General features: G+C 52.1%; 37 protein-coding genes. 25 read left to right on the top strand and 12 right to left on the bottom strand.

Annotated elements, in window-relative coordinates:
- Window positions 1-264: 264 nt before the first annotated feature.
- From CZ225_RS10345 to CZ225_RS10260, 18 genes are all read left to right on the top strand, one after another.
- Entirely contained in the window at window positions 265-1,314 is a 1,050-nt protein-coding gene (locus CZ225_RS10345) for a ParA family protein (RefSeq protein ID WP_007366517.1), read from the top strand.
- A 2-nt stretch (window positions 1,315-1,316) separates the two neighbouring features.
- On the top strand, window positions 1,317-1,757 hold the full coding sequence (locus CZ225_RS10340; RefSeq protein WP_007366516.1) for a DUF3408 domain-containing protein: 441 nt from the start codon (window positions 1,317-1,319) through the stop codon (window positions 1,755-1,757).
- Window positions 1,758-1,759: 2 nt separating this feature from the next.
- Window positions 1,760-2,107, top strand: a complete 348-nt coding sequence (locus CZ225_RS10335) for a DUF3408 domain-containing protein (protein ID WP_028899187.1) — start codon at window positions 1,760-1,762, stop codon at window positions 2,105-2,107.
- A gap of 20 nt (window positions 2,108-2,127) precedes the next feature.
- Window positions 2,128-2,862, top strand: a complete 735-nt coding sequence (locus CZ225_RS10330; RefSeq protein ID WP_007366514.1) for a hypothetical protein — start codon at window positions 2,128-2,130, stop codon at window positions 2,860-2,862.
- Window positions 2,863-3,064: 202 nt separating this feature from the next.
- Window positions 3,065-3,376 carry a DUF4134 domain-containing protein gene (locus tag CZ225_RS10325; RefSeq protein ID WP_009016663.1) on the top strand — a complete coding sequence of 104 codons (312 nt, stop codon included), beginning with the start codon at window positions 3,065-3,067 and terminating at the stop codon, window positions 3,374-3,376.
- A 10-nt stretch (window positions 3,377-3,386) separates the two neighbouring features.
- Entirely contained in the window at window positions 3,387-3,719 is a 333-nt protein-coding gene (locus CZ225_RS10320) for a DUF4133 domain-containing protein (protein ID WP_007366512.1), read from the top strand.
- A complete protein-coding gene (locus CZ225_RS10315; protein ID WP_005850488.1) occupies window positions 3,716-6,220 on the top strand; it encodes a TraG family conjugative transposon ATPase in 2,505 nt (834 codons plus the stop codon). Before CZ225_RS10320 ends, CZ225_RS10315 begins: the two co-directional genes overlap by 4 nt.
- Window positions 6,221-6,269: 49 nt before the next feature.
- The gene (locus tag CZ225_RS10310; RefSeq protein WP_007366509.1) at window positions 6,270-6,650 is read left to right on the top strand and encodes a DUF3876 domain-containing protein; all 381 of its coding nucleotides are present in this window, start codon (window positions 6,270-6,272) and stop codon (window positions 6,648-6,650) included.
- 23 nt (window positions 6,651-6,673) lie between these two features.
- Window positions 6,674-7,303: a DUF4141 domain-containing protein gene (locus CZ225_RS10305; protein ID WP_007366508.1), complete on the top strand. Its 630-nt coding sequence runs from the start codon at window positions 6,674-6,676 to the stop codon at window positions 7,301-7,303.
- Between the two features lie 3 nt (window positions 7,304-7,306).
- Window positions 7,307-8,311, top strand: a complete 1,005-nt coding sequence (traJ, locus tag CZ225_RS10300) for a conjugative transposon protein TraJ (RefSeq protein WP_007366507.1) — start codon at window positions 7,307-7,309, stop codon at window positions 8,309-8,311.
- Between the two features lie 31 nt (window positions 8,312-8,342).
- Window positions 8,343-8,966: a conjugative transposon protein TraK gene (gene traK / locus CZ225_RS10295; protein ID WP_007366506.1), complete on the top strand. Its 624-nt coding sequence runs from the start codon at window positions 8,343-8,345 to the stop codon at window positions 8,964-8,966.
- Window positions 8,967-8,972: 6 nt separating this feature from the next.
- The gene (locus tag CZ225_RS10290) at window positions 8,973-9,281 is read left to right on the top strand and encodes a TraL conjugative transposon family protein (protein WP_007366505.1); all 309 of its coding nucleotides are present in this window, start codon (window positions 8,973-8,975) and stop codon (window positions 9,279-9,281) included.
- Window positions 9,262-10,611, top strand: a complete 1,350-nt coding sequence (gene traM, locus CZ225_RS10285; protein ID WP_007366504.1) for a conjugative transposon protein TraM — start codon at window positions 9,262-9,264, stop codon at window positions 10,609-10,611. Before CZ225_RS10290 ends, traM begins: the two co-directional genes overlap by 20 nt.
- A 55-nt stretch (window positions 10,612-10,666) precedes the next feature.
- The gene (gene traN, locus CZ225_RS10280; protein ID WP_007366503.1) at window positions 10,667-11,653 is read left to right on the top strand and encodes a conjugative transposon protein TraN; all 987 of its coding nucleotides are present in this window, start codon (window positions 10,667-10,669) and stop codon (window positions 11,651-11,653) included.
- Window positions 11,654-11,655: 2 nt separating this feature from the next.
- Entirely contained in the window at window positions 11,656-12,231 is a 576-nt protein-coding gene (locus CZ225_RS10275; RefSeq protein WP_007366502.1) for a conjugal transfer protein TraO, read from the top strand.
- Window positions 12,232-12,239: 8 nt separating this feature from the next.
- Window positions 12,240-13,109: a toprim domain-containing protein gene (locus CZ225_RS10270; RefSeq protein ID WP_007366501.1), complete on the top strand. Its 870-nt coding sequence runs from the start codon at window positions 12,240-12,242 to the stop codon at window positions 13,107-13,109.
- Window positions 13,110-13,134: 25 nt separating this feature from the next.
- Window positions 13,135-13,638 carry a DUF3872 domain-containing protein gene (locus CZ225_RS10265; protein ID WP_007366500.1) on the top strand — a complete coding sequence of 168 codons (504 nt, stop codon included), beginning with the start codon at window positions 13,135-13,137 and terminating at the stop codon, window positions 13,636-13,638.
- Window positions 13,635-14,162, top strand: a complete 528-nt coding sequence (locus CZ225_RS10260) for a glycoside hydrolase family protein (protein WP_007366499.1) — start codon at window positions 13,635-13,637, stop codon at window positions 14,160-14,162. The genes CZ225_RS10265 and CZ225_RS10260 overlap by 4 nt, the downstream gene beginning before the upstream one ends.
- A gap of 63 nt (window positions 14,163-14,225) precedes the next feature.
- Here the strand turns inward: CZ225_RS10260 and CZ225_RS10255 are convergent, their stop codons facing one another.
- The 9 genes from CZ225_RS10255 to CZ225_RS10215 all read right to left on the bottom strand — a co-directional run bounded on the left by CZ225_RS10255 (window position 14,226) and on the right by CZ225_RS10215 (window position 17,873).
- On the bottom strand, window positions 14,226-14,447 hold the full coding sequence (locus CZ225_RS10255; protein WP_007366498.1) for a DUF7688 family protein: 222 nt from the start codon (window positions 14,445-14,447) through the stop codon (window positions 14,226-14,228).
- Between the two features lie 117 nt (window positions 14,448-14,564).
- On the bottom strand, window positions 14,565-14,873 hold the full coding sequence (locus CZ225_RS10250) for a hypothetical protein (protein WP_007366497.1): 309 nt from the start codon (window positions 14,871-14,873) through the stop codon (window positions 14,565-14,567).
- A 45-nt stretch (window positions 14,874-14,918) separates the two neighbouring features.
- Window positions 14,919-15,164: a DUF6956 domain-containing protein gene (locus CZ225_RS10245; RefSeq protein ID WP_007366496.1), complete on the bottom strand. Its 246-nt coding sequence runs from the start codon at window positions 15,162-15,164 to the stop codon at window positions 14,919-14,921.
- Window positions 15,161-15,394 (bottom strand): DUF3873 domain-containing protein, encoded by a 234-nt coding sequence (locus CZ225_RS10240; protein WP_007366495.1) that lies wholly within the window; start codon window positions 15,392-15,394, stop codon window positions 15,161-15,163. Before CZ225_RS10240 ends, CZ225_RS10245 begins: the two co-directional genes overlap by 4 nt.
- A 20-nt stretch (window positions 15,395-15,414) precedes the next feature.
- Window positions 15,415-15,672, bottom strand: coding sequence for a hypothetical protein (locus tag CZ225_RS10235; protein ID WP_007366494.1), 258 nt, complete (start codon window positions 15,670-15,672; stop codon window positions 15,415-15,417).
- A 24-nt stretch (window positions 15,673-15,696) separates the two neighbouring features.
- Window positions 15,697-16,986: a PcfJ domain-containing protein gene (locus tag CZ225_RS10230; protein WP_014224642.1), complete on the bottom strand. Its 1,290-nt coding sequence runs from the start codon at window positions 16,984-16,986 to the stop codon at window positions 15,697-15,699.
- Window positions 16,987-16,988: 2 nt separating this feature from the next.
- The gene (locus CZ225_RS10225) at window positions 16,989-17,411 is read right to left on the bottom strand and encodes a PcfK-like family protein (RefSeq protein ID WP_007366492.1); all 423 of its coding nucleotides are present in this window, start codon (window positions 17,409-17,411) and stop codon (window positions 16,989-16,991) included.
- Between the two features lie 13 nt (window positions 17,412-17,424).
- Window positions 17,425-17,646 (bottom strand): hypothetical protein, encoded by a 222-nt coding sequence (locus CZ225_RS10220; RefSeq protein WP_007366491.1) that lies wholly within the window; start codon window positions 17,644-17,646, stop codon window positions 17,425-17,427.
- Window positions 17,647-17,657: 11 nt separating this feature from the next.
- The gene (locus CZ225_RS10215) at window positions 17,658-17,873 is read right to left on the bottom strand and encodes a hypothetical protein (protein WP_007366490.1); all 216 of its coding nucleotides are present in this window, start codon (window positions 17,871-17,873) and stop codon (window positions 17,658-17,660) included.
- 462 nt (window positions 17,874-18,335) lie between these two features.
- Here CZ225_RS10215 and CZ225_RS10205 point away from each other — a divergent pair, with 462 nt between their 5' ends.
- Together CZ225_RS10205 and CZ225_RS10200 are read left to right on the top strand one after the other, a co-directional pair.
- The gene (locus CZ225_RS10205; RefSeq protein ID WP_083714626.1) at window positions 18,336-19,559 is read left to right on the top strand and encodes a site-specific integrase; all 1,224 of its coding nucleotides are present in this window, start codon (window positions 18,336-18,338) and stop codon (window positions 19,557-19,559) included.
- Window positions 19,556-19,930, top strand: coding sequence for a hypothetical protein (locus CZ225_RS10200; protein ID WP_077154040.1), 375 nt, complete (start codon window positions 19,556-19,558; stop codon window positions 19,928-19,930). Before CZ225_RS10205 ends, CZ225_RS10200 begins: the two co-directional genes overlap by 4 nt.
- 48 nt (window positions 19,931-19,978) lie before the next feature.
- Here CZ225_RS10200 and CZ225_RS23330 read toward each other — a convergent pair whose 3' ends face one another.
- The 3 genes from CZ225_RS23330 to CZ225_RS10190 all read right to left on the bottom strand — a co-directional run bounded on the left by CZ225_RS23330 (window position 19,979) and on the right by CZ225_RS10190 (window position 21,006).
- On the bottom strand, window positions 19,979-20,272 hold the full coding sequence (locus CZ225_RS23330) for a hypothetical protein (protein WP_129585787.1): 294 nt from the start codon (window positions 20,270-20,272) through the stop codon (window positions 19,979-19,981).
- A gap of 31 nt (window positions 20,273-20,303) precedes the next feature.
- Complete coding sequence (locus tag CZ225_RS10195; RefSeq protein WP_025066990.1) at window positions 20,304-20,612, bottom strand: helix-turn-helix domain-containing protein; 309 nt, start codon at window positions 20,610-20,612, stop codon at window positions 20,304-20,306.
- Between the two features lie 82 nt (window positions 20,613-20,694).
- Window positions 20,695-21,006, bottom strand: a complete 312-nt coding sequence (locus tag CZ225_RS10190) for a helix-turn-helix domain-containing protein (protein ID WP_008656559.1) — start codon at window positions 21,004-21,006, stop codon at window positions 20,695-20,697.
- Window positions 21,007-21,060: 54 nt separating this feature from the next.
- On the opposite strand from CZ225_RS10190, the gene CZ225_RS10185 reads away from it, so the two are divergent.
- The 5 genes from CZ225_RS10185 to CZ225_RS10165 all read left to right on the top strand — a co-directional run bounded on the left by CZ225_RS10185 (window position 21,061) and on the right by CZ225_RS10165 (window position 24,211).
- Window positions 21,061-21,438, top strand: a complete 378-nt coding sequence (locus tag CZ225_RS10185) for a hypothetical protein (RefSeq protein WP_234983033.1) — start codon at window positions 21,061-21,063, stop codon at window positions 21,436-21,438.
- Complete coding sequence (locus CZ225_RS10180; protein WP_077154038.1) at window positions 21,404-21,883, top strand: DUF3408 domain-containing protein; 480 nt, start codon at window positions 21,404-21,406, stop codon at window positions 21,881-21,883. The genes CZ225_RS10185 and CZ225_RS10180 overlap by 35 nt, the downstream gene beginning before the upstream one ends.
- A 184-nt stretch (window positions 21,884-22,067) precedes the next feature.
- Window positions 22,068-22,481, top strand: coding sequence for a plasmid mobilization protein (locus CZ225_RS10175; protein WP_077154037.1), 414 nt, complete (start codon window positions 22,068-22,070; stop codon window positions 22,479-22,481).
- Window positions 22,478-23,428 (top strand): relaxase/mobilization nuclease domain-containing protein, encoded by a 951-nt coding sequence (locus CZ225_RS10170; RefSeq protein WP_077154036.1) that lies wholly within the window; start codon window positions 22,478-22,480, stop codon window positions 23,426-23,428. The genes CZ225_RS10175 and CZ225_RS10170 overlap by 4 nt, the downstream gene beginning before the upstream one ends.
- Before the next feature lie 33 nt (window positions 23,429-23,461).
- Window positions 23,462-24,211, top strand: a complete 750-nt coding sequence (locus tag CZ225_RS10165; RefSeq protein WP_077154035.1) for a pterin-binding domain-containing protein — start codon at window positions 23,462-23,464, stop codon at window positions 24,209-24,211.
- Window positions 24,212-24,326: the final 115 nt, after the last annotated feature.

Genomic DNA, 24,326 nt, shown 5'->3' with positions numbered 1-24,326 from the left:
CATCTTGCTATGTTCAGGCGAACATAAAAATCCGTCGGGGCCGGATTGGGGGAATGCCTTTCAAACTCCGGGCTGCGCCACCTGCGGCGAACCCTGCCGTTCGGGTGCAAAGTTACGCCCTTAAAGCGGTATCGGACAGAGGCTTGACCCGGACAATCAGTGCCAACCGGCGCAACATGCCGCCACTTGTCGGGGAAGTGATACAGGTTCAAAAATATCCTTGTTTATTTGCAGCATGATTCAAGAAACGAACGATTTGAAGATATGAAAAATGAGGCTTTCAAATACCCGGCAAACCGCTTCGGCGGCTATTTGCCTGACCGGATACCCGAACCTTCGGATACCCGGTTTTACAATGACGCGGTGATTCACGGATTCAATGACTTCATGACGCAATGTCGTCATTCATCAGTTATCCGAATCCCTGCCCCACCGTTGAAGCGGATACGTGACGAACCGGACAGTCAGAGATTCGCGGACGCGGATATACATGTCACCGATTCCGTATCGGAGCAGGAAAACAATTCATCAACCATTAAAACCAACAGAACCATGAGTAATGAAACATTCGTTGCATTCGCAACACAGAAAGGGGGTATCGGCAAATCCACCGTCACGGCACTTGCCGCCAACTACCTCCACAACGTGAAAGGACACAATGTCGCAGTCATAGACTGCGACACCCCGCAGCACAGCATACACGGGTTGCGTGAACGTGAAACGGGACTTATCGGCGGGAGCCTCTATTTCAAGGCACTCGCGTGTGACCACTTCCGCAAGATAAGGAAGAACGCCTACCCGGTCATCGCAAGCGACGCCCTTAACGCCCTCGATGATGCCGAAAGGATGCTTGCCGAAGAAGAGGTGAAACCCGACATCGTGTTTTTCGACATGCCGGGAACCCTGAAAAGCAACGGCGTGGTCAAGACCCTCTCGCAGATGGACTACATCTTCGCGCCCATGAGTGCCGACCGTTTTGTCGTGGAAAGCACCCTGCAATTCGCTGTGATGTTCCGTGACAACCTCATGACGACGGGACAGGCGAAAACAAAAGGGCTGTACCTGTTCTGGACGATGGTGGACGGCAGGGAGAAGAACGGGCTTTACGACCTGTATGAGGATGTGATCGCCGAGATGGGGCTGCCGGTGCTGTCCACCCGCCTGCCCGACAGCAAGAAGTTCCGGCGCGACCTCTCGGAAGAGCGCAAGAGCGTGTTCCGCTCGACCATCTTCCCGATGGATGCGTCCCTGCTGAAAGGGAGCGGCATCCGTGAGTTCTCGGAAGAGATAAGCCGTATCATCAGACCTCAATAATCATGGGCAGCAGGAAAGTGAACACCGAAGGCATTGACGAGGAACTGTTGATAGCCTCCATCGGCAGACGCAGGCAGGACGGGACCCTGTACCACGCGCAGGAGCCGCCCGCGCCTGCTCCCGAAGAAAAAAGCGTCCCTGAAACGGAACCGCCGCCCGCGCAATACACGGCAAAGGAAAAACCGCAGAGGGACACTGTCCGCCGCAAACGGCAGGAGGACGACTATTCCGGGCTGTTCCTCCGCCGCAACGAGATAAAGACGCGCCAGTGCGTCTATATCAGCCGCGATGTCCACAGCAAGATTCTCAAAATCGTGAACGACATCGCCGGGCGTGAAATCTCGGTAGGCGGCTACGTGGACACCGTGCTGCGCCAACATCTGGAACAGCACAAGGAGAAAATAAACGAACTGTACAAGAAACAACGTGAAGACTTGATTTGAATATGGAAAAGAACCAGAAAAACAGAAGTCCGCAGCATGACGGCGGCGGTATGCTTGCCCAAGTGCAGGCGAGTGTGGAAATCCTATCCCCCGTGCCGTTAGGCGGCAAATGCGGTGAAAAGGACTATGAACGGCTGTTCATCCGTGAAGCCGAAGTGAAGGCACGCGAGGGAAAGATGGCGTATGTGCGTCCGGAGTACCACGACCGCATCATGCGCATCACCCGTGTGATCGGGCATGACAAATTGTCGCTGTCCGCCTACATCGACCATGTGCTTACGCACCACTTCAACCAGTGCGAGGAGGCGATAAAGAGCCTTTACGCCCAGAATTACGACGCAGTATTTTAACCCTCAAAAAGAGAACGTGCATGAGTGAAACAATAAGCATGACTGATATTCTGCTGACCGTATCGGTCGGCTGCAACCTGTGGTTCCTGTTCCTGCTCCTTTATGACAGGATCATGGAAACCAGACTTGTCCGCTTCCTAAGAAGCATAGCCGGAGTGTGGCGGTCGTTGGGCGGCACGGCGGCAAAGCCCGAAACGGTAAGGGACACACCGCCCGCAGACACCCCGGACATCATCGGCAAGAGCCGTTTCAGGATGGCATCGCCCCGGACAACCGCTGCCATACCGACGCAAGAAGCCGCCACTTCGGAAAAAGGCATTGAGCTGACGGAGGAAGAGACTACTTTTGACGACGGAAACACGGAAACCGTGTCCCGTCCCGCACAAGTCCCGGAGGATAAACTCGACGAAACCTTCACGAGCCTCACGCCTTCGGAACTGGAGTTCGGGGAGGACGAGCCGGAGGAAGAAACGCCCGACGCGCCGAGGGCATCGGGAAGCAGTTTCGACGAGATAGACGATGCGGTCAGAACCGCCAAGAACCCGGAAGCGACAACGACGGAACGGGAGCGGGCGGCAAAGGTCTTCACCGACATGGAAGGGACGGAGCTGTACGAGAAGCTGATGACCGGCTCGTCTGAAATGAGCATCCGCATCAAGGGACTTATCGAAATCCGGCTGAAGAAGAATAAACCGAAAAAGGATTTTGTCGTCCCGGACAGTATTGAGAACTTCGACATCCGCAACTATGTATAACGACTAAAAAAGAATGAGAATGAAAACGTAAGACGGCATCACCCACGCGCACGGCGGTACAAGGTACAGCCAATTCGCAACGGACACACCCAAGTCCGTAGAAACAAACGGGCAACCCACTAAACCAAAGTAAAGTAATCGAGTATCAACCGCCCGACAAAGGACCATCCACCCTTTGGACGGCACAAAACAAGAACAGTTTATGAACAAGAACAACAGACAGAAACTTATCCTCTCTGCGGCACTTCTGGTTGCCGCAACCGCCTCCGCCTTCGCGCAGGGAAACGGCATCGCGGGCATCAACGAAGCCACCTCTATGGTGAGTTCGTACTTCGACCCCGGCACGAAACTCATCTACGCCATCGGCGCGGTAGTCGGGCTTATCGGGGGCGTGAAAGTGTATGGGAAATTCTCGTCCGGCGATCCCGACACATCCAAGACTGCCGCCTCGTGGTTCGGGGCGTGCATCTTCCTGATTGTCGCCGCCACCATCCTGCGCTCATTCTTCCTTTAATAAACAATGTATGGCTGAATACCCGATAAACAAGGGTATCGGCCGTCCGGTAGAGTTCAAGGGTTTGAAGGCTCAGTACCTCTTCATCTTCTGCGGAGGTCTGCTGGCTCTCTTCGTCCTGTTCGTCATCCTCTACATGGTCGGCATCGACCAGTGGGTATGTATCGGCTTCGGCGTGGCATCGTCTTCCATCCTCGTATGGCAGACCTTCGCGCTGAACGCCCGGTACGGCGAACACGGACTGATGAAATTAGGGGCAACAAGGAGCCATCCCCGATACCTTATCAACCGGCGGCGGATCACCCGATTATTCAAACGGAAACGAAAGGAAGAAACGACATGAGGAATACATCCAAAATGACAACACTGGAAAACAAGTTCCCGCTATTGGCGGTGGAGCAAGGTTGCATCATCTCCAAAGACGCCGACATCACGGTGGCTTTCGAGGTGGAACTGCCGGAGCTTTATACCGTGACGGGTGCGGAGTACGAGGCTATACACGGCTGCTGGTGCAAGGCGATCAAGGTGCTGCCGGACTTCTCCGTCGTCCACAAGCAGGACTGGTTCATCAAGGAGAAGTACACGCCGGAACTTCACAAGGACGACATGAGTTTTTTGAGCCGCTCTTTCGAGCGGCACTTCAACGAGCGACCGTACCTGAAGCACACGTGCTACCTCTACCTGACCAAGACGACGAAGGAGCGTAACCGGATGCAGAGCAATTTCAGCACGCTGTGCCGGGGGCATATCATCCCGAAGGAACTGGACAAGGAAACAGCCGCGAAGTTCATGGAGGCTGCGGAACAGTTCGAGCGCATCATCAACGACAGCGGCTTTGTCAGGCTGCGCCGCCTCTCCACCGACGAGATCGTGGGGACAGACGGCAAAGCCGGACTGATAGAGCGTTACTTCTCGCTCATGCCCGAAGGCGACGCCACGTTACAGGACATAGACCTCTCGGCACGGGAGATGCGCATCGGCGACAATCGCCTGTGCCTGCACACCCTGTCCGACGCGGAAGACCTTCCCGGCACGGTGGCTACCGACACACGGTATGAGAAACTCTCCACCGACCGCTCGGACTGCCGCCTCTCCTTCGCCTCCCCGGTGGGGCTGCTGCTCTCCTGCAACCACATTTACAACCAGTACGTGATTATCGACAACAGCGAGGAGAACCTTCAAAAATTCGAGAAGTCCGCAAGGAATATGCAGTCGTTATCCCGATACAGCCGGAGCAACAGCATCAACCGCGAGTGGATAGACCGCTACCTGAACGAGGCGCACTCCTACGGGCTGACCTCGGTGCGGGCGCACTTCAACGTCATGGCGTGGAGCGACGACGCGGAAGAGCTGAAGCACATAAAGAACGACGTGGGCAGCCAGCTGGCAAGCATGGAGTGCGTGCCGCGCCACAACACCATCGACTGCCCGACACTTTATTGGGCGGCTATGCCCGGCAACGCGGCGGACTTTCCGGCGGAAGAGAGTTTCCACACCTTCATCGAACAGGCGGTGTGCCTCTTCACGGAGGAAACCAACTACCGCAGCTCGCTCTCGCCCTTCGGCATCAAGATGGTGGACAGGCTCACGGGAAAACCGCTGCACCTCGACATCAGTGACCTGCCGATGAAGCGGGGCATCACCACGAACCGTAACAAGTTCGTATTAGGTCCTTCGGGCAGTGGCAAGTCGTTCTTCATGAACCACCTCGTGCGGCAATACTACGAGCAGGGCGCGCATGTGGTATTGGTGGACACGGGAAACTCCTATCAAGGGCTATGCGAGATGATACGGCGCAAGACGGGCGGCACGGACGGCGTGTATTTTACCTACACGGAGGAGAAGCCCATCAGCTTCAACCCGTTCTATACCGACGACTACGTGTTCGACGTGGAGAAAAAGGACAGCATAAAGACGCTGCTGCTGACGCTCTGGAAGTCGGAGGACGACAAGGTGACGAAAACCGAAAGCGGGGAATTGGGCAGTGCCGTGAGTGCCTACATCGAGCGCATCAGGGCTGACCGGAGCATCGTCCCCTCGTTCAACACCTTCTACGAGTACATGCGCGACGACTACCGCAGGGAACTGGCGGAACGCGACATCAAGGTGGAGAAGGAGGACTTCAACATCGACAACATGCTCACCACCATGCGGCAGTATTACCGGGGCGGACGCTACGACTTCCTGCTCAACTCGGCGGAGAACATCGACCTGCTGGGCAAACGGTTCATCGTCTTCGAGATCGATTCCATCAAGGACAACCGCGAACTGTTCCCGGTAGTGACCATCATCATCATGGAAGCCTTCATCAACAAGATGCGGCGTCTGAAAGGTGTGAGAAAGCAGCTTATCGTGGAAGAGGCTTGGAAGGCTCTCTCGTCGGCGAACATGGCTGATTACCTGCGCTATATGTACAAGACGGTGCGCAAATACTTCGGTGAGGCAATCGTGGTGACGCAGGAGGTGGACGACATCATTTCCTCGCCCGTCGTCAAGGAGAGCATCATCAACAACTCGGACTGTAAAATCCTGCTTGACCAGCGCAAGTACATGAACAAGTTCGACCAGATTCAGGCGTTGCTCGGACTGACGGAGAAGGAGAAGTCGCAGATACTCTCCATCAACATGGCGAACAACCCCTCACGGCTCTACAAGGAGGTGTGGATAGGCTTGGGCGGCACGCAGTCGGCGGTCTATGCCACCGAGGTGAGCGCGGAAGAGTATCTGGCGTACACCACCGAGGAAACGGAAAAGGTGGAGGTGTACCGTCTGGCGGAGCAATTGGGCGGCGACATCGAAGCCGCCATCCGACAGCTTGCCGAAAGACGGAGAAACAAGCAGTAAGTAATCAATAATCGGTAAAACAGATTTATCAACGAAAAAAGAAAAGCGTATGAGCATATCAAGAATGAAGATGCTGCAAGTCAGCAAGTGTCTGATCGGATTGGCGGTCATGGTGCTGCAATCCTGCGACGTGGCGGAGAACCGCCGCGACCTGCTGTGCGGGAATTGGGAAAGCGTGGAGGGCAAGCCCGACGTGCTTATCTACAAGGAGGGCGAAGCCTACAAGGTGACGGTATTCAAACGGAGCGGCATCCGCCGCAGGCTGAAACCGGAAACCTACCTCTTGCAGGAGGAGAACGGCAACCTGTTCATGAACACCGGCTTCCGCATCGACGTGGCGTATAACGAAGCCACCGACGTGCTGACCTTCTCACCGAACGGGGACTACGTGCGTGTGAAGCCGCAGCCGGAAACTCCGGCAGGAAAATAAGAACCGCTAAAATCCAAAGAAACATGAGAACAAGAATAACATTCGTCATCTGCCTGTGCCTGCTTCTCGCGGGCAGGGCTTCCGCCCAATGGGTCGTGAGCGATCCGGGCAATCTGGCGCAGGGCATCATCAATGCCTCGAAGAACATCATCCACACCTCGAAGACCGCCACGAACATGGTGAATAACTTTCAGGAAACGGTGAAAATCTACGAGCAGGGCAAGAAGTATTACGACGCCCTCAAATCCGTGAACAATCTGGTCAAGGACGCCCGCAAGGTGCAGCAGACCATACTGATGGTAGGCGACATCACGGACATCTACGTGACCAGCTTCCAGAAGATGCTGCGCGACGACAACTTCACGGTGGAGGAACTCGGAGCCATCGCCTTCGGGTACACGAAGCTGCTGGAGGAATCCAATGACGTGCTTACGGAGTTGAAGAACGTGGTGAACATCACCACGCTCTCCATGACGGACAAGGAGCGCATGGACGTGGTGGAACGCTGCCACTCCAAGATGAAGCGTTACCGCAACCTCGTGAGCTACTACACCAACAAGAATATCAGCGTGAGCTACCTGCGTGCGAAGAAGAAAAACGACCTTGACCGCATCATGGGGCTGTACGGGAGCATGAACGAAAGATACTGGTAGCCTATGGAGTTCGACAACCTTCACCAGATTCTCCGCTCGCTCTACGAGCAGATGATGCCGCTGTGCGCCGACATGGCGGGCGTGGCGAAAGGCATCGCCGGGCTGGGCGCGCTCTTCTATGTCGCCTACCGGGTATGGCAGTCGTTGGCGAGAGCCGAACCGATAGACGTCTTCCCGATGCTCCGTCCCTTTGCCGTCGGTCTGTGCATCATGTTCTTCCCTACGGTGGTGCTTGGCACGATAAACAGCGTCCTCTCGCCCGTCGTGCAGGGTACGGCGAAACTGCTCGAAACGCAGACTTTGGACATGAACAAGTACCGGGAGCAGAAGGACAGGCTGGAATACGAGGCGATGGTGCGCAACCCCGAAACCGCCTACCTCGTGTCCAACGAGGAGTTTGACAAGCAACTGGAGGAATTGGGCTGGTCGCCCTCCGACATGGTGACGATGGCGGGGATGTATATCGACCGGGGGATGTACAAGATGAAGAAGGGCATCCGCGACTTCTTCCGCGAGATACTGGAACTGATGTTCCAAGCCGCCGCCCTCGTGATAGACACCATCCGCACCTTCTTCCTCGTGGTGCTGGCGATACTCGGTCCGATAGCCTTCGCCATATCGGTGTGGGACGGCTTCCAAAGCACGCTCACGCAGTGGATATGCCGCTACATTCAGGTCTATCTGTGGCTGCCCGTGTCGGACATATTCAGCACCATACTCGCCAAGATTCAGGTGTTGATGCTCCAGAGCGACATCGAGCGCATGCAGACCGACCCCAACTTCTCGCTGGATTCCAGCGACGGGGTGTATATCGTGTTCATGATAATCGGCATCATCGGCTACTTCACCATTCCGACGGTGGCGGGCTGGATCATCCAAGCCGGGGGCATGGGCGGCTACGGGCGCAACGTGAACCAGATGGCGGGACGCGCCGGAGGCATGGCGGGAAGCGTGGCGGGTGCTACCGCAGGCAACATGGTCGGACGTGCCGGGAAACTGCTGAAATAATCAATGTGGAATTATAAACGGAAAAAGTAAAATGGAATTCAAGTCACTCAAAAACATCGAATCATCGTTCAGGCAGATACGCCTGTTCGGTATCGTCTTCCTCTCGCTGTGCGCAGTGATAACGGTATGGAGCGTGTGGAGTTCCTACCGCTTCGCGGAGCGGCAGCGGGAAAAGATCTATGTGCTGGACAACGGCAAGTCGCTGATGCTGGCACTCTCGCAGGACCTCTCGCAGAACCGTCCGGCGGAAGCGAGGGAGCATGTGCGCCGCTTCCACGAGCTGTTCTTCACGCTCTCGCCCGAAAAGAGCGCGATAGAACACAACGTGAAGCGTGCGTTGCTGCTGGCAGACAAGAGCGTGTACAACTACTATTCGGACTTCGCCGAGAAGGGGTACTACAACCGCATCATCGCCGGTAACATCAACCAAGTGCTGAAGGTGGACAGCGTGGTGTGCGACTTCAACGGCTATCCCTACCGCACCGTGACCTACGCCACGCAGAAAATCATCCGGCAGAGCAACGTCACAGAGCGCAGCCTCGTGACCACGTGCCGCCTCTTGAACTCGTCCCGTTCGGACGACAACCCCAACGGGTTCACCATCGAGGGATTCACCATCATCGAGAACAAAGATTTACAAACCATCAAAAGGTAAACGGACATGAAGAAAATCAAGAAATCACTGTGGAGTGCGTACTGGAAACTCCACGACAAAAAGAAAATGCTGGTGGAACGGCTCAAAGGGTATCTGGACGGCTTGCCGCCGAAGACACGCAGGCGCATCGTGCTGGCGATGCTCATCGCATTCGCCGCACTTGCCCTCTACACCTTCGGTAAAGCCGTCTATGACATCGGCAGGAATGACGGCAGCCGGATGGAGATAGACCATGCCGGACAGGTGGAACTGTCCGTGAAGCCGGATAACAATCACAATGTAATACCTTATTTATATGGAACAGACGAAGAATGAACCCAAGAACGAAAACAAGGCGGCTCCCGGCAACGACAAGCCGAAAAAGGAGCGCAAGCCGCTGACCGAAGCCCAACGGCTGAAACGCCAGAAAATGATAGTGCTTCCCGCTATGGTGCTGGTATTCATCGGGGCTATGTGGCTGATATTCGCCCCGTCCTCCGGCAAGGAGCAGGAGCCGGGAACAAGCGGCTACAACATCGAGATGCCCGATGCGGACAAGGAGAACCGCCGGATTATCGGTGACAAGGCGAAAGCCTACGAGCAGGGGGCAATGGAGGAACGGCAGGAGAACCGCAGCCGCGCCATGCAGCAGTTGGGCGACCTGTTCGACCGCGAAACGGTGGAAGCGGATGGGGACAGCGACTTCGACCTTGCCAATCCCGGCGGAACGGAAGAGGCGGTGAAGCCAGCACCGAAGACCATCCAGTCCTCGGCAGCCGCCTACCGTGACCTCAATGCCACGCTCGGCAACTTCTACGAGCAGCCGAAGAACGACAATGCGGAGATGGACGAGCTGCTGGAACGCATCGCCACCCTCGAATCCGAACTGGAAAGCGGAAAAGAGAGAAGCTCCACGATGGACGAGCAGGTGGCACTCATGGAAAAATCCTACGAACTGGCGGCGAAGTACATGGGCGGTCAGAACGGCACGCAGGCGGCAGCGGGACAGACCGCAGAGCCGTCCCCCGTGCAGAAAACCGGAAAGAACACGGCAAAACCCGTCAGGCAAGTGACGCATCAGGTGGTGTCCTCGCTCGGACAGCCCATGAGCAATGCCGAATTTGTCGCTTCCTTCTCGCAGGAACGCAACCGCAGTTTCAACACGGCGGTGGGCGTTACAACCGTACCGGACAGGAACACCATACCGGCATGCGTCTATGGGGCGCAGAGCGTGACGGACGGGCAGGCGGTCAGGTTGCGGCTGTTGGAGCCGATGGCGGTAGCAGACCGGATCATCCCCCGTAATGCGGTGGTGGTCGGCGCAGCCAAGATTCAGGGTGAACGGCTCGGCATCGAAATCACCTCGCTGGAACACGACGGTACGGTTATCCCGGTGGAGTTGGAGGTCTATGACACGGACGGGCAGCCCGGCATATTCATCCCCAACTCGATGGAGATGAACGCCGTCAGGGAGGTTGCCGCCAACATGGGCGGTTCGCTCGGCAGTAGCATCAACATCTCCACCAATGCCGGGGCGCAGCTCGCCTCCGACTTGGGCAAGGGGCTGATACAAGGCACGAGCCAGTACATTGCCAAGAAGATGCGCACCGTCAAAGTGCATCTGAAAGCCGGGTACAGGGTCATGCTCTATCAGGAGAAGAACTGATGTATAATCATAAGAAATCCAATCAATAACAACAACCCACTAAATTCAAAGTAAAATGAGAAAAGTAATCATGATGTTTGCCCTCGCTATGGGCATCGCAACTGCCAACGCGCAGGAAAACGTAACCGTTGAAACGACCAACGGAAGTGAAGAACTGACCTTGACAAAAGAGGTCTATCCGCAGAAGGAGGCGGACGGCGACCTGTATCACGGTCTGACGAGAAAGCTGGGCTTTGACCGCATGGTTCCCCCGCACGGCTTGGAAGTGACCTACGACAAGACCGTGCATGTCATCTTCCCGGCGGAGGTGCGCTATGTCGATTTAGGCTCGCCCGACCTGATTGCGGGCAAAGCCGACGGAGCGGAGAACGTCATCCGTGTGAAGGCTACCGTGAGGAATTTCCCGAACGAAACCAACATGTCCGTCATCACGGAGGACGGGAGTTTCTACACCTTCAACGTGAAATACGCCGCCGAACCGCTGCTGCTCAACGTGGAGATGTGCGACTTCATCCATGACGGCGAGGCGGTGAACCGTCCGAACAACGCGCAGGAAATCTACCTGAAAGAATTAGGCAGCGAAAGTCCGATGCTGGTGCGCCTTATCATGAAGTCCATCCACAAGCAGAACAAACGTGAGGTGAAGCATATCGGCTGCAAGCGTTTCGGCATCCAGTACCTTCTGAAAGGCATCTACACGCACAACGGGCTTCTGTATTTCCACACGGAAATCAAGAACCAGAGCAACGTGCCTTTCGATGTGGACTACATCACATGGAAAATCGTGGACAAGAAGGTGGCGAAGCGTACCGCCGTGCAGGAGCGTATCATCCTGCCGCTCCGCGCGCAGAACTACGCCACGCTCGTGCCGGGCAAAAAAAGCGAACGCACGGTCTTCACGATGGCGAAGTTCACCATACCCGACGGCAAGTGCCTCGTGGTGGAGCTGAACGAGAAGAACGGCGGCCGTCACCAGTCCTTCGTGATCGAGAACGAGGACTTGGTGCGCGCCAATACCATCAACGAACTTCAAGTGCGCTGACCATGAGAAAGTACATCGCAATAATCATCGCGTCGCTTGCCCTGTTCACGGGGCAGGCGCACGCCCAGCGATGCCTGCCGAAGATGCAGGGCATCGAGGTCAGGGCGAATCTGGCGGACGGCTTCAAACCCGGCGGCAACGACGGCGGGTACAGTTTCGGGGCGGCTCTCTCCACCTACACGAAGAAGGGGAACAAATGGGTGTTCGGAGGTGAGTATCTCCTGAAAAACAACCCGTACAAGGACACCGCCATACCTGTGGCGCAGTTCACGGCGGAAGGCGGCTACTATTTCAAGATACTTTCCGATGCCCGTAAAATCGTGTTCGTCTATGCGGGGGCTTCGGCTCTCGCCGGGTATGAATCGGTGAATTGGGGCGAAAAAGTGCTGCATGACGGTTCGACACTGCACGACCGGGACGCCTTCATCTACGGCGGTGCGCTGACGCTCGATGTAGAGTTTTACGTGGCTGACCGTATCGCCCTGCTCGCCAACCTCCGGGAGCGTTGCCTGTGGGGTGGCGACACGAAGAAGTTCCATACCCAATTCGGGGTGGGCATCAAGTTCGTCATCAACTGACACGCGGCATGGAACGGACGGATATAGACACCATGAGGCAAATATCCCTCGCGGACTTTCTCGCGCGGTTGGGGCATGAGCCTGTCCGAAGGAGCGGAAACGAACTTTGGTATCGTGCGCCGTACCGCAGTGAGCGCACGCCCTCTTTCCGTGTGAACGTGGCGAAACGGCTCTGGTACGACTTCGGTTTGGGCAAGGGCGGTGACATCTTCACGCTTGCCGGGGAGTTTGCCCGAAGCGGTGACTTCATGGCGCAGGCAAGATTCATAGCGGAAACCGCCCGTATGCCGTTTGTCGCATCGGAAAAGCCGTTGTACCTGCCGGAACCGTCCGAACCTGCCTTTGAGGGGGTGGAAGCCGTCCCACTGCTCCGCTCACCATTAACAGAGTATCTGGCGGAACGGGGCATCCCTTATGCCGTTGCATCCCGTCACTGCTGCCGCTTGAACTACGGCGTGCGTGGAAAACGGTATTTCGCAATCGGTTTCCAGAACGTGGTTGGCGGCTATGAAATCCGGAGCCGTTATTTCAAGGGTTGCGTGCCGCCGAAGGATGTGTCGCTGGTCAAAATGGAAAGTTCTCCGACTGGCGTGTGCAGTTTATTTGAAGGATTTATGGACTTCCTTTCCGCTGCCACGCTTGGATTGGAAACAGGCGACAGCCTTGTGCTGAACTCCGTCGCCAACGTGGGTAAGGCGGTAAAACACTTAGACGGGTACGGGCGCATCGACTGCTTCCTCGACCGTGACGAAGCCGGGCGGAGGACGCTGGAAGCCCTCAAAGGACACTACGGCGGACGTGTCTGTAACTGTTCCGCACTCTATGACGGTTGCAAGGACTTGAACGAGTATCTGCAACTGACAGCAAAAAAGAAATGAACAATAACTTAAAAATCAAAGGACAATGAACATACTGAACAACAAGAACAAGAGAATATCCATCTTCAAGGCGTTGGCACTCTGCCTGTTCGCCGCCGTGTCGCTCACGCTCGCATCGTGTGACGATGACATGGACATCCAGCAATCCTATCCGTTCACGGTGGAAACGATGCCCGTACCGAACAAGGTCACAAAGGGGCAGACGGTGGAAATCCGCTGTGAACTGAAAAGGACGGGCGATTACGCCAACACGCTCTACACCATCCGGTATTTCCAGTTCGAAGGGGAAGGCACGCTGAAAATGGCGGGCGGCATTACTTTTCTGCCCAATGACCGCTACCTGCTCGAAAACGAGAAGTTCCGGCTGTACTATACGGCTGAGGGCGACGAGGCGCACAACTTCATCGTGGTGGTGGAGGACAATTTCAAAAATTCCTACGAATTGGAATTTGACTTCAACAACCGGAACGTGAAGGACGACATTCAGACCGTCATCCCCATAGGCAATTACAAACCTCTGCCAAGATGATGCGTGTATTCATGGCTATCCTCTGTTCGCTGCTGGCGGTCTGCTCCGTGTCCGCACGGGACAGCCGTCGGAAGGGGACGGACAGGCAGGCGGCAATCTACCGCCTGCCGCCTTTTGAGCGGGCGGTTCGCTGTACGAAGTATTTTGAAGGCTGGCACTCGGAGAAACACCACCCATACGTGGGCTGGGGTCATCAGGTGCAGCCGGGGGAAAGGTATTCGGCACGCACCATGACGAAGCGGCAGGCGGACGCACTCCTGCGGAAAGACTTGCGTAAGTTCTGCGCCATGTTCCGTAAGTTCGGGCGTGACAGTCTGCTCCTTGCCACGCTCGCCTACAATGTCGGTCCATACCGGCTTTTGGGGAGCGGGAAGATACCCAAAAGCACGCTGATCCGAAAATTGGAGGCGGGCGACAGGAACATTTACCGGGAATATATCGCTTTCTGCAACTACAAGGGGAAACGGCACGCCATGCTGCTCAAACGGAGAAAGGCGGAGTTTGCGCTGCTGTACATTCCGTAACATGGCAAATGCCTGACAAATGAAACTCCGATGAAGCCGCAACTTCATCGGAGTTTCCGCTTTTCATACATTCGGGATTTTTCCTTTGCCGATTACTTCACCGTCCCTGCAATGCTCTATGATGCCGGGCGAAAATCCCATCTCCCCGATTGCGATATGCCGGATATACTCCACATATTCCTGACCTTGAAAAATCCTGCCCGTGAGGTTTTTGAAAATCATCCTTATGCTTGTTCCGTCATCGCTGTGCAGGATGATTTTTCCGTTCTGTCTGATTTCTTCCATGATTGAAACTTGTTTTTGTGAATACTATCGTAGATTGGGACAGCGGTTTCTTTGCTACTTTCTTTGTCCGCCGTCATGCTCACCGAAAGAAAGTAGGGCGGCTTTGTCCGCCGCCACTCAAAAATGGGTGTAGAGTCCTGTTACCATCGTGAACATTTCTTCCAGCATATCGCAATATATGCCATCGTGTGTTTCGATGTCCTTCGTCTTGCACTCGAATGTCTTTTTGCTGAACGTCCTGCGGTAGAAACGCATATTGTAGAGGTCTAAGCCGGCATCGTAGATGATGTCAAGGCGGTTGGCACTCGTCTTGTTCCTCGCAAGGCTCATGCGCAGTCCGTTACCCATATCTATAAAGTCCTTGCTTCCCGTCATGGCGGCAAAGCGTCTGCCGCCTATCTGCTGTAAAATAGTCTTCGCTATCATGCTTTTCTTGGTTGTAGGTTGGCGGTGCGGACACCGCCAACTTGTTTAACATTCTGTTATCTCGGCAATGGGTGTGTTTCGTTTCAACCATTCCATCAGGCACTCCATATTGTACTCGCTTGTGATGACTGCCGTATGGCTGTTGATGGCGGTAAACCTGCTGCTCTCGTAGTCGTCTATCCACCCTTTTAGGGTATCAACTCCCCACGCTTCGGCATCGTCAAAGATGCCGTCCAATACTTTGATAGGCTCACTGAACTTCACTATCAGCGTTTGATAGGCTGCGTTCATCGTCTGTCCTCCTTTCCTTCCTTTGCCGTGAGCCACTCATCCCGTGCTTCTCGGCACTCGTCCAATGTGGGTTTGACACAAGAGAACAACTCTCCGTCTGTGGGGTGGCGGTAGTCGTACTGCACAAGTGTCCGCTTGCGTCTGCCGATACCTAATTGGAAACGCTCGTATTTCTCCGTACCTGCTTCCGTGCAGGTGCTTACTCCGTTGATGGTCATCCGTGTTGCCATAATCGTTGATTTTAGGGTGGTTAAAAATGTACTGACAAAACTCTGTTCTTCATCACCATTTCGGGGTCGCTCGTGTAGCGTTGGTGCAGGTAGAAATGGTGGGAACCGAAGCCGTAAAGGAAAAACCTGTCAAGTCCGTGCTTCTCGGCAAAGTTCTTTACACTCCGTCTTAACTGCTCCTCACTCGTTGCAAGAGTGAGGAGGTTCACAAATTCAAGGAACATCGTGGGGATTTTATCGTCCCACAGACAAACCATGCTTTCAATTTTTACTTCCATACTATTGGGTATTATAGGTTGATACTATGCCGCTTCCATCCGCTGGCGGATAAGGTTCACGTTGCTGTTCACAAGGTTTACAATGCGGTCGTGGTACTCGGTATTGGAATTGTGCAAGCCACGACTTTGCACCACTTCCAATGTCTTCAAGGAAACCTCCACCGTTTCTATGCGCTTGCCGTCAATGGTAGCGGATAGGATAAGAGAGTTCTTTTCAAGGAAATAGGAGTTGGAAAACACGCAATGGTGCAGTTCCGTCCCTTCCGCTGCAAACTCCGCAACGCTCTCCAACACACGCACCTGCAAAGTGCCGTCCGTGAAGGCGATGCCGAAGAATATGCCTTTGAGTTTGCGGTATGCCTTCTCGTGTTTCTTCGCTTGGCGGATGCGTTCCTCCAACTTCTTGCGTTCTATCTCCTTGTTGCGCTTGTGCATAAGTCTGTCGTGTTCGGCTTTGAGGTCGGAGGGACAGACGTACTTCGGGCTGTTCGTGTCCTTGCCGAAATGCCGCAGGAGGTCTATGGTGTCACGCCACATGGAGCCGTCAGCAATGGTGTAGCCGTTGCGGATACATATCTTTACGGATGCCCAATACCTCTCTATGTCAAAGGAACTGCGGATATAGTGGCGCAACATGGGGTATTGCCCTGCCTTCAACAGCGTTTCGGCTCGGCTGTCGGAAAGGATAGCCGTGAAAAGGTCGTAAGGCAGTATGTTGTGGTATTCGCCATTGAAGCCGTTGCGTTTCAGTTCGGGTATGAAACGCTGTCGGGGATAGGTGCAGACGGGGTTTATATCGTATGCACGGAGTTTGTTGTTCTTGCGTACCTCCATGTCGCTGTATTCCGCCCATAGGTCGTAGTAAAGTATGGACATTCCACGCAGTCGGGCAATGGTGACGGTTGTGCCTTTGGGCGAAATCCACCTTTGCACCACTTCATAAATGGAATACCCGGCTGCCTGCCCTGCCTTGTATTGGGACTTGACGAAGAAGAAGCGTATCACTTGGTACTGCTTGCAGGTGGTGATGATGCAGAAATACTCGTTCTCGCTGAACACGCTCTTTCGGGTGCGCAACGCTTCCAACTCCATGCCGCAATGCGGGCAGGTGCATCCGCAAACGGTGTCCGCAAGGTTGTGTTCACTCCTCCACGAATGTCCGCACTCGGTGCAGATGTTCGTGCCGTCCGCCCTCTTGATGGCGTAATGTTTGAAGCAATGGCGGAAAGCGTAAGCCCTCTGTGTGGCGGTCAATTTCGGCAGTCGCTCGCTCAATCGTGCGACTTCCTGCTGTATGGGTGTTCTCGGTTTCATAATCAGAAATTGAATAGGTTGGGTTGTTGTACTTCTTGTGCGGTCGCTTTGGTGGCGGTTCTCGGCTTGCTGCGGTTCTGCAACTTGCGGAGTTCCTCCTCTTGGTATCTGCGGACTGCGTTCTGCCGTGCTTCCGCCTTTTCCTCTGCCGTGAGTTCCACAACGTGGTTCACCGCCACTTGGCACTGAATGGGCTTGCCTACCTCTATCTCGTTCTCGTCATAGTAGTGGACGGCTTGCCCGAATATCTCCCCGTCCGTGAAGCCGTTGCAACCGCTCCGCTGCACGTAGTTGAGAATGTAGGTGACACAATCGTCTATGTTCTTGGCAGGGTTGCGGTAGTTCCTCGCAAAGAGCGTATCTTCCGCTGCACGCTGCTCCAGATACATCTGTATCGTTCTCTTGAAATGTTCTGTTCCTTTCATATCGCTGTCTTTTTTAGATTGTCTGTTTCAGTATTTCTCTCCAATAGGTCGGCTCTACCTCGCTCAGAAGGAAGTCTGTAAAGTCCCTCCGTGCGTCCTTGTTCAGTTCTCGGTAGAGTTCACGGAACACGGATATGTTGCCGTTGATGTACGTTTCCACCATGTACACGAAGATGTTGTCCACCTCGTAGTATCTGCACTGCTGCGCTGCCGTTTTGCTGCTTCTCTTTGCCATGTCAGTAGGGGTTAAAGGGTGAATAACCAAAGGATGAAGCCGAAGAAGGCAATAGTGGAAAGGATAGCCACGATTACACCTATCGCCACTCGGAACACTCCGTTTACAATCTCTCTAATAATGCCCCAAAAGATGCCGAACATCCCGAAGGCGGTGCGTACCATCAAGCCGCATATCGCAAGCCCTATGTACTGCGCCATTTGTCTGAAATTTGCCGTTGCCGTCATATCTTCGCTGTTTTTGATTTTTTTGTTTTTTAATGCGGATTCAAGAGCTGAGGGAGTTGAGTTTCAAACTATCTTATCTGCCTCTCGTTTATCCGACATTTTTTTTATGCGTCTTTCTGTCGCATCGGTCGTTTTCGTTTCGGGTGCTTGAAAAGGTAGGGATTAGGGAATGCAAGGTTTTTCGGGAAAAAGAATGCCTAAAAAGGCAAAAAATAGCAGATTTGAGCTTTTATTTTGAGTTTCAAGTGGTTGTGGTAGTCGTTGGCTTTAAGTGGCATTGGCGAGAAACTGCGGAAAAAGCAGATTTGAGAAGTGGAAACGCTTTCAAATCATTACCTCAAAGAAACGCCCTAATAAGTCTTTTTAACGGTCTCGGTTCAGACTTCTCCATTCTGCACAGGTCTTGATTTCGTCATGCGACTCTCATGATTTAATTTTGCACCAAACAAAATGTAAGGAATTATGAGAAGTACTTTTAAGACTGTCTTCTATGTAAATGGAAGCAAGGAGAGAAACGGAATTGTCCCAATCATGGGACGAGTGACAATCAACGGAACTATCGCACAGTTCAGTTGCAAGCAGGGTGTGACCAAGGCAATTTGGGATGCCAAGGGCAACAGAGCCATCGGCAAGAGCAAGGAAGCCAAGGAGGTGAACTTTGCACTTGACAACATCAAGGCTCAAATAACCAAGCACTACCAACGTCTTTCAGACCGTGAGGCATTCGTTACCGCTGAAATGGTAAGAAACGCCTATCAAGGAATCGGCACGGAGTACGAGACATTGCTCAGAGCCTTTGACAAGGAGAATGCAGCCTTCTCACAACGTGTGGGAAAGGACAGAGCTGTACGAACTTATCGCAAGTATCTTACAGTGAGAAAGTATGTTGCGGATTTCATCAAATATCAGTACAAGCGCAGCGATATGTCCATGAATGAGTTGACCGAGGAATTTATCCACGATTTCTGCCTGTACTTGAAGAACGTGGTAGGTCTTGCGCAATCCTCCATTTGGATTTACTCCATACCGCTGAAGCATATCGTGACGGCAGCACACTACAATGGCAAGATTCCAAGAAATCCTTTTGCCATGTATCACGTTGATCCAGACCACAAGGAACGTGAGTTCTTGACGGAAGAGGAGCTGAGCATGTTTGCTGGGATAAAGCTGGAGAACCCTAACTTTGCCTTTGCGAGAGACCTGTTTTTGTTTGGCTGTTGGACTGGTATTTCTTTCATTGACATCAAGAATCTGACTGAAGATAACATCGTCAACATAAACGGTGCTCCTTGGATTGTTTCGCAGCGTCAAAAGACAAGTGTCCCCTTCAAGATAAAACTGATGGAGTCGTCCTTGCAGATTATAGAGCGATACAAACCATTCCGAAAAGACGAACATTTGTTTGCCATCGGCTCGCTCGACATGGTGAATAAAAGAATAAAGAGGGTTGCAAAAATGTGTGGCATCAAGAAGCGAATTTCATTCCATGTCTCACGCCACACGTTCGCAGTTTTAGCCCTTGAACATGGCATGCCGATAGAGAGTGTTAGCAAGATTCTCGGTCATACGAACATCACCACAACGCAGATTTACGCAAAGGTGACAAGCACCAAGCTTGAACATGATATATCTGTCTTTGAAAGTAGAATCAAGGGGCATCTGCCTGCAATGGGAGGAGCGGTATGAAAAGAACAACTATCACCGTGGACGGAAATGGAATGCTTTCCATTCCGTCCAATTTGGAGGACTTGTGGATGAGTGAAAACGAGTTGATAGATATGCTTTATGTCACAGCTCCGAAACTCCATTCTGTGATACGAACCATATATAAAGAAGGTATGTTGTTTATGTCGGAAGTCCAACAAAGGCAAGAACTTTCCAAAGGTGTTTGGCAAACATTGTATAGTTTCCCGATGGTAGTCGCCATTTGTTTCCGTATCAACTCGCATGGTGCGAAATCGTTTCGTGACGAGATTACAAAGAGACTATACGGAGCAAAAGAGAAAAATAGTGCCATTATTATACAACTCTATGGGAATACGGATGTAGTCAGCTAAGCAAAGTTTTGAATATATGGATTTCCACTGACGCACTGACTTACTGATTCACTGTCGTATCAAAGATTGCAGCAAGGGCATAGAGGGGCATAACAGGTAAATGCCTTTTGGGATATTGGCAACTTTTTCTTTTTCAGAGATGTTTCCGCAACGTTCCTTGGAGGCTTTGCGCCTCCAGCCACTTGGGCGAACCTCCGCAGTGTGTTTTAGCATGGTATTAGATTTTATACAGACCATACGGAGAACATCCGGCAAACACGACCAACTCGGTATAGCCAATAAAACGAGGCGACAACCTATAACAGCCACACTCGGTGAGTTATACGTTGTCGCCTTGTTCATTTCATACACTCATCAAGGACATGTATTTCTCCTACAAACCCTTCATCCGGTACGCCTCACGATAGTTAGCCATCAGAATCTTCTGAATGTCGGACTCGCGGTAGAGTATCTTTCCGCCAAGCTGGATATACGGAATGACACCGTTGTTTCGGTAGTCCTGCAGGGTTCTTCGGCTCAGTTGCAGCCTGGCGCAAAGCTCCTTGTCCGTCATGAACCGCTCACCGTCAAGCATGGGGCGGTAGTTCATTACGGCACGTTCAAAATTGTCAACCATTCGGTTGAGGTGGTTCACGATGTGGTTCATCCACTCGCTGTTTCTTGTCATTACTTCATTGCTCATAGTTGTCTCGTTTTATTGTTAATACTTACGTTACTCGGTTTACTTGCTGCATTGGATTAAGTGGCTGTTGTATATTGACAGCCTAACCTGTGCGCTTGCGAAAGCGCATGTCCTTTTTCTTGTCCTCCACTACTGCTACGATAGCCATCACGTCCTCCGGCTTGTAGTAGGTCTTGTGGCTGATTTGCGTATAAGCCAAAGTTCCGTTGTCCCGAAGCGTCTGCACTGTCCGTGGGCAGATGTTGAGCGTCTGACACACGTCCTGCGTGTCGAGCCACTTGTTCATGGTCTTGTCCTCACTGCGCTCACGGATTCTGTCCATGCGCTTCACAAAGTTCTCCAACTGGGCATCAAGATAGTTGAATGCCTCTTCCTCGAATACGATGAATCCCATACTTTTCTTTTTTTTAAGTTGATACTATTTTGTATGTCGCAAAGCTCCACGCATATGCAGTGCTCTACGTTTGTGAGTGCAAAGATAAGGCACGGCAATCTAAAAACAAGCGTTTTCAATTTCTGTGGCAGTATGTTGCCGGGGTTTGCCGACTTCAACGCCAAAAACAACAAGAAAAACTTGCACGACTGCAACGAATACATGAACAATGATGAGTTGAGAAATACGTTGAAGTTATCACAGCTGTTCTCATTCACCCACAAGCAAGCCATAACTAAATTGCCACGTTACACCCAATCAGTTGCATGGCTGCACTCAGTACACTTACTTTGCACCCGACAATCGGTCAATGGTGCATACCGTGACCACTATACCAACAAATTAAACAAGTTAAGCTATGGCAAAAACAAAAGAAACGAAAATGTTTCCTGAACAGCAGGAGAAAATGACACAGGAGGTGATGGCTTCGCTTCAACCATCCACTTATGGTAAAGACTATGCCCAAAAACATAGCTCTTTCTTTGAAGAGGTGGAGAACTCCGATTTAGAAGTTGTGACAGAGAATGTGGCTGCAACAACCTCCAACATGGAGGACAAGCTGACGAACGAGGCTCAATCGCCACCGAATCCGCAGAAGCGCATCAGTGGCAAGCAGCGCAAGGCGACATTAGAGGAGTATCAGCAGACCTTCCTCCAAGTTCCAAGGATTGACGACCGCAAGCCAGTCTTCGTCAGTTCCGATGTACGAGACCGCCTTGATCGTGTCGTCCGCATCCTCGGAGGGAGACGCATGAGCGTATCGGGCATCATCGAGAACATCGTGCGCCACCACCTAAGCCTTTATGAAGAGGACTTCGAGGCTTGGCGCAAATTGTGAGAATTAAGGTCTGCGACCTTGGACATGGATAGCTGAAAGGCAGTAGTTCCAACTAACGTGTTCTGAGAGGGAGCGAGGTTATGTTTTGGGAACCCCAAAACGCCTCGCTCCACCATGAGGGCGGAGGAATTTTGCTCCCAACGGTCGCAGAAAGTGAGTGTACCAACTGTAAACAGTGTATAGAATGACAAGCATACATGAACAGGACAAGAAAAAGGGCGGAAGACCGCCCACAGGCAGGGTTCGCAAGCTGTCGAAGTCTGTCACGGTGAAGTTCTCGAAGCCAAGCTACGAGGCATTGAGACTGAGAGCGAGAAAAGCCAACCGCAAGTTGGCGGAGTATATCCGTGAGTCCGCCTTGAACGGCGAGGTGGTCAGCGGACACAATGCAGAGACGGTAGCCATCGCCAAGAATCTCATCGGCATGGCGAACAACCTCAACCAACTTACCAAGCTGTCGCATCAGAGAGGTTTCCACGAAACCCATGTGTATGTGGTGGACTTGTTGAGAAGATTGAAAGCCATCCTTGGCGAGTATCGCCAAGCAAGTCCAAAATCGAAGCCACGCGGAATAGGCAGAAAGGAGGATACCACATGATAGGCAAGCTAAAGAAGGGCAGCTCATTTGCTGGTTGCATCCGCTATGTTACAGGCAAGGACGAGGCTAAAATCCTTGCTTCCGATGGTGTGTTACTCGGCACGAATGCCGAGATGACGCAAAGTTTCGAGCTACAAAGGCAGCTAAATCCAAGGATTAAGAAGCCTGTGGGACACATTGCTTTGAGCTTCAAGCCCGAGGACAAGCCACGTTTGACGGATGAGTTCATGGCTAAGATAGCACTTGAATATATGCAGATGATGGGCATCACCGATACCCAATTCATCATCGTGAGACATCACAACACAGACAATCCGCATTGTCATATTGTGTATAACCGCATCAATAACGAGGGCAAACTCATATCGGACAAGAATGATTACAAGCGTAATGAGCAAGTGACCAAGGCTCTAAAATCCAAGTATGGATTGACTTACGGAACGGATAAAAGCAATACTAACACTCGTAAGTTACGCAATGCGGAGCGTACAAAATATGAGATTCACAATGCTGTTAAGGATGCTTTGAAAACCTCAGATAGTTGGCATAAATTCAAAAATGAACTTGCGAAGCGAGGCGTTTGTTTGGAATTTGTCTATAAGGACAAGGAGCGAACCAAGGTTCAAGGCATCCGTTTCGGAAAGGATGGATATAGCTTCAAGGGTACGCAGATAAGCCGCAACTATAGCTTTGGCAAGCTGGATGCAAGGTTGGGCGCTGCGTATAATCGTGTTTCGTCAAGAGCTGAATCCATACAAGGAGGACAATCAAGTTGTCACCAAAGAGAACAAGCTCAACAAATATCAGAGCATACCCAAGACCCTTGGAGTGGTATTTCTTCCATCGGCTTGTTCGCTCCGTCCAATACCCAAACTTATGAGCCATTCCCAGAGGATGAATCCACAAAGAAGAAAAAGAAGAAACGCAGAAGAGGCTATAGCCTTTGATGCAAGTTTACAAACTTAAAATTAGAATCGAATATGAAAGAAGAAATGTTGGAAGCCATCTATGGCACAATTGAAAGATTGGAGCAGAAAGTTGATGAACTTTCTGCTTCTACTAAGAATGCAGAGGCAGGAAGCTCTCCTGTTCCTGTAAGTGTTGACACAAGCAAATTTGAAGAAGCCATCCTTTCTGTATCTGCAAAAGAAGAGGAAACTATTGAAAAGTTGGCAAGATTAAGAGACGCACTATGTGTCTATATCGAGCTTACCAAGAAAGAAACAAGCAAAGATGAACGGCGTGATAAACTCTTGCTTGAAACAATCAAGCAGATGAAGCAAGAACAAGGCGAAGCATCAAAAGACCTGCAAGAGCGACTTGACATAATAAGCAACACTCCTCAGAAGAAGATTATCACTCATCGCTTTGAGCCTACATCAAAGTACGTTCTTCTTTTCGTTGTCGGCTTGGCTCTGTCTCTTGTTCTCTCCATTTGGGGCAATCTTACCCAATGGCGAGAGCATCAAGATTGGGAGGAAGCGGATTTGAAATATCGTGCTTTGCGAATGATCCTCCCGTCTGGCGACCCGAATATCCGCTACATAGAAAATAACTTCTCGGTGCTACGAGATGAAGATGTTATTGATGATGTTAGAAATCGTGTCGCTGCTTATGAGGATTCTGTCCGTCGCCACCGTGAAATGATAGAAATGGCTGCATACAAAGATAGTTTGGCAAAGAAATTGACAAATGAATCAAATGAAATCAAAAGGCTTATAAAACGATAATAAGGTAACATTCTTTGTGGTTATACCATTGTGGCAAGGGGAAATCCCATATTCATTTTAGGGAAAATCCGCTTACGGTTATAGTTTTTTCTTTTGCCAAGAACAAAAGATGCCG

The organism is Bacteroides bouchesdurhonensis (assembly GCF_900155865.1).
Taxonomy (GTDB): Bacteria; Bacteroidota; Bacteroidia; order Bacteroidales; family Bacteroidaceae; genus Bacteroides; species Bacteroides bouchesdurhonensis.
This window is presented reverse-complemented; position numbering and strand designations above follow the sequence as displayed.

What these genes read in the sequence shown, in the direction of transcription:
- CZ225_RS10255 (WP_007366498.1), bottom strand. Translation starts at nt 14,447, where the DNA reads ATGGAAGAAATCAGACAGAACGGAAAAATCATCCTGCACAGCGATGAC.
- CZ225_RS10185 (WP_234983033.1), top strand. Translation starts at nt 21,061, where the DNA reads ATGCAGTGCTCTACGTTTGTGAGTGCAAAGATAAGGCACGGCAATCTA.
- CZ225_RS10330 (WP_007366514.1), top strand. Translation starts at nt 2,128, where the DNA reads ATGAGTGAAACAATAAGCATGACTGATATTCTGCTGACCGTATCGGTC.
- CZ225_RS10345 (WP_007366517.1), top strand. Translation starts at nt 265, where the DNA reads ATGAAAAATGAGGCTTTCAAATACCCGGCAAACCGCTTCGGCGGCTAT.
- CZ225_RS10170 (WP_077154036.1), top strand. Translation starts at nt 22,478, where the DNA reads ATGATAGGCAAGCTAAAGAAGGGCAGCTCATTTGCTGGTTGCATCCGC.
- CZ225_RS10265 (WP_007366500.1), top strand. Translation starts at nt 13,135, where the DNA reads ATGAACATACTGAACAACAAGAACAAGAGAATATCCATCTTCAAGGCG.
- CZ225_RS10240 (WP_007366495.1), bottom strand. Translation starts at nt 15,394, where the DNA reads ATGGCAACACGGATGACCATCAACGGAGTAAGCACCTGCACGGAAGCA.
- traJ (WP_007366507.1), top strand. Translation starts at nt 7,307, where the DNA reads ATGGAGTTCGACAACCTTCACCAGATTCTCCGCTCGCTCTACGAGCAG.
- CZ225_RS10340 (WP_007366516.1), top strand. Translation starts at nt 1,317, where the DNA reads ATGGGCAGCAGGAAAGTGAACACCGAAGGCATTGACGAGGAACTGTTG.
- CZ225_RS10200 (WP_077154040.1), top strand. Translation starts at nt 19,556, where the DNA reads ATGAAAAGAACAACTATCACCGTGGACGGAAATGGAATGCTTTCCATT.
- CZ225_RS10290 (WP_007366505.1), top strand. Translation starts at nt 8,973, where the DNA reads ATGAAGAAAATCAAGAAATCACTGTGGAGTGCGTACTGGAAACTCCAC.
- CZ225_RS23330 (WP_129585787.1), bottom strand. Translation starts at nt 20,272, where the DNA reads ATGAACAAGGCGACAACGTATAACTCACCGAGTGTGGCTGTTATAGGT.
- CZ225_RS10245 (WP_007366496.1), bottom strand. Translation starts at nt 15,164, where the DNA reads ATGAACGCAGCCTATCAAACGCTGATAGTGAAGTTCAGTGAGCCTATC.
- CZ225_RS10335 (WP_028899187.1), top strand. Translation starts at nt 1,760, where the DNA reads ATGGAAAAGAACCAGAAAAACAGAAGTCCGCAGCATGACGGCGGCGGT.
- CZ225_RS10315 (WP_005850488.1), top strand. Translation starts at nt 3,716, where the DNA reads ATGAGGAATACATCCAAAATGACAACACTGGAAAACAAGTTCCCGCTA.
- CZ225_RS10235 (WP_007366494.1), bottom strand. Translation starts at nt 15,672, where the DNA reads ATGGAAGTAAAAATTGAAAGCATGGTTTGTCTGTGGGACGATAAAATC.
- CZ225_RS10310 (WP_007366509.1), top strand. Translation starts at nt 6,270, where the DNA reads ATGAGCATATCAAGAATGAAGATGCTGCAAGTCAGCAAGTGTCTGATC.
- CZ225_RS10175 (WP_077154037.1), top strand. Translation starts at nt 22,068, where the DNA reads ATGACAAGCATACATGAACAGGACAAGAAAAAGGGCGGAAGACCGCCC.
- CZ225_RS10325 (WP_009016663.1), top strand. Translation starts at nt 3,065, where the DNA reads ATGAACAAGAACAACAGACAGAAACTTATCCTCTCTGCGGCACTTCTG.
- CZ225_RS10305 (WP_007366508.1), top strand. Translation starts at nt 6,674, where the DNA reads ATGAGAACAAGAATAACATTCGTCATCTGCCTGTGCCTGCTTCTCGCG.
- CZ225_RS10205 (WP_083714626.1), top strand. Translation starts at nt 18,336, where the DNA reads ATGAGAAGTACTTTTAAGACTGTCTTCTATGTAAATGGAAGCAAGGAG.
- traM (WP_007366504.1), top strand. Translation starts at nt 9,262, where the DNA reads ATGGAACAGACGAAGAATGAACCCAAGAACGAAAACAAGGCGGCTCCC.
- CZ225_RS10230 (WP_014224642.1), bottom strand. Translation starts at nt 16,986, where the DNA reads ATGAAACCGAGAACACCCATACAGCAGGAAGTCGCACGATTGAGCGAG.
- CZ225_RS10195 (WP_025066990.1), bottom strand. Translation starts at nt 20,612, where the DNA reads ATGAGCAATGAAGTAATGACAAGAAACAGCGAGTGGATGAACCACATC.
- CZ225_RS10190 (WP_008656559.1), bottom strand. Translation starts at nt 21,006, where the DNA reads ATGGGATTCATCGTATTCGAGGAAGAGGCATTCAACTATCTTGATGCC.
- CZ225_RS10270 (WP_007366501.1), top strand. Translation starts at nt 12,240, where the DNA reads ATGGAACGGACGGATATAGACACCATGAGGCAAATATCCCTCGCGGAC.
- traK (WP_007366506.1), top strand. Translation starts at nt 8,343, where the DNA reads ATGGAATTCAAGTCACTCAAAAACATCGAATCATCGTTCAGGCAGATA.
- CZ225_RS10180 (WP_077154038.1), top strand. Translation starts at nt 21,404, where the DNA reads ATGGCAAAAACAAAAGAAACGAAAATGTTTCCTGAACAGCAGGAGAAA.
- traN (WP_007366503.1), top strand. Translation starts at nt 10,667, where the DNA reads ATGAGAAAAGTAATCATGATGTTTGCCCTCGCTATGGGCATCGCAACT.
- CZ225_RS10225 (WP_007366492.1), bottom strand. Translation starts at nt 17,411, where the DNA reads ATGAAAGGAACAGAACATTTCAAGAGAACGATACAGATGTATCTGGAG.
- CZ225_RS10320 (WP_007366512.1), top strand. Translation starts at nt 3,387, where the DNA reads ATGGCTGAATACCCGATAAACAAGGGTATCGGCCGTCCGGTAGAGTTC.
- CZ225_RS10215 (WP_007366490.1), bottom strand. Translation starts at nt 17,873, where the DNA reads ATGACGGCAACGGCAAATTTCAGACAAATGGCGCAGTACATAGGGCTT.
- CZ225_RS10165 (WP_077154035.1), top strand. Translation starts at nt 23,462, where the DNA reads ATGAAAGAAGAAATGTTGGAAGCCATCTATGGCACAATTGAAAGATTG.
- CZ225_RS10220 (WP_007366491.1), bottom strand. Translation starts at nt 17,646, where the DNA reads ATGGCAAAGAGAAGCAGCAAAACGGCAGCGCAGCAGTGCAGATACTAC.
- CZ225_RS10275 (WP_007366502.1), top strand. Translation starts at nt 11,656, where the DNA reads ATGAGAAAGTACATCGCAATAATCATCGCGTCGCTTGCCCTGTTCACG.
- CZ225_RS10260 (WP_007366499.1), top strand. Translation starts at nt 13,635, where the DNA reads ATGATGCGTGTATTCATGGCTATCCTCTGTTCGCTGCTGGCGGTCTGC.
- CZ225_RS10250 (WP_007366497.1), bottom strand. Translation starts at nt 14,873, where the DNA reads ATGATAGCGAAGACTATTTTACAGCAGATAGGCGGCAGACGCTTTGCC.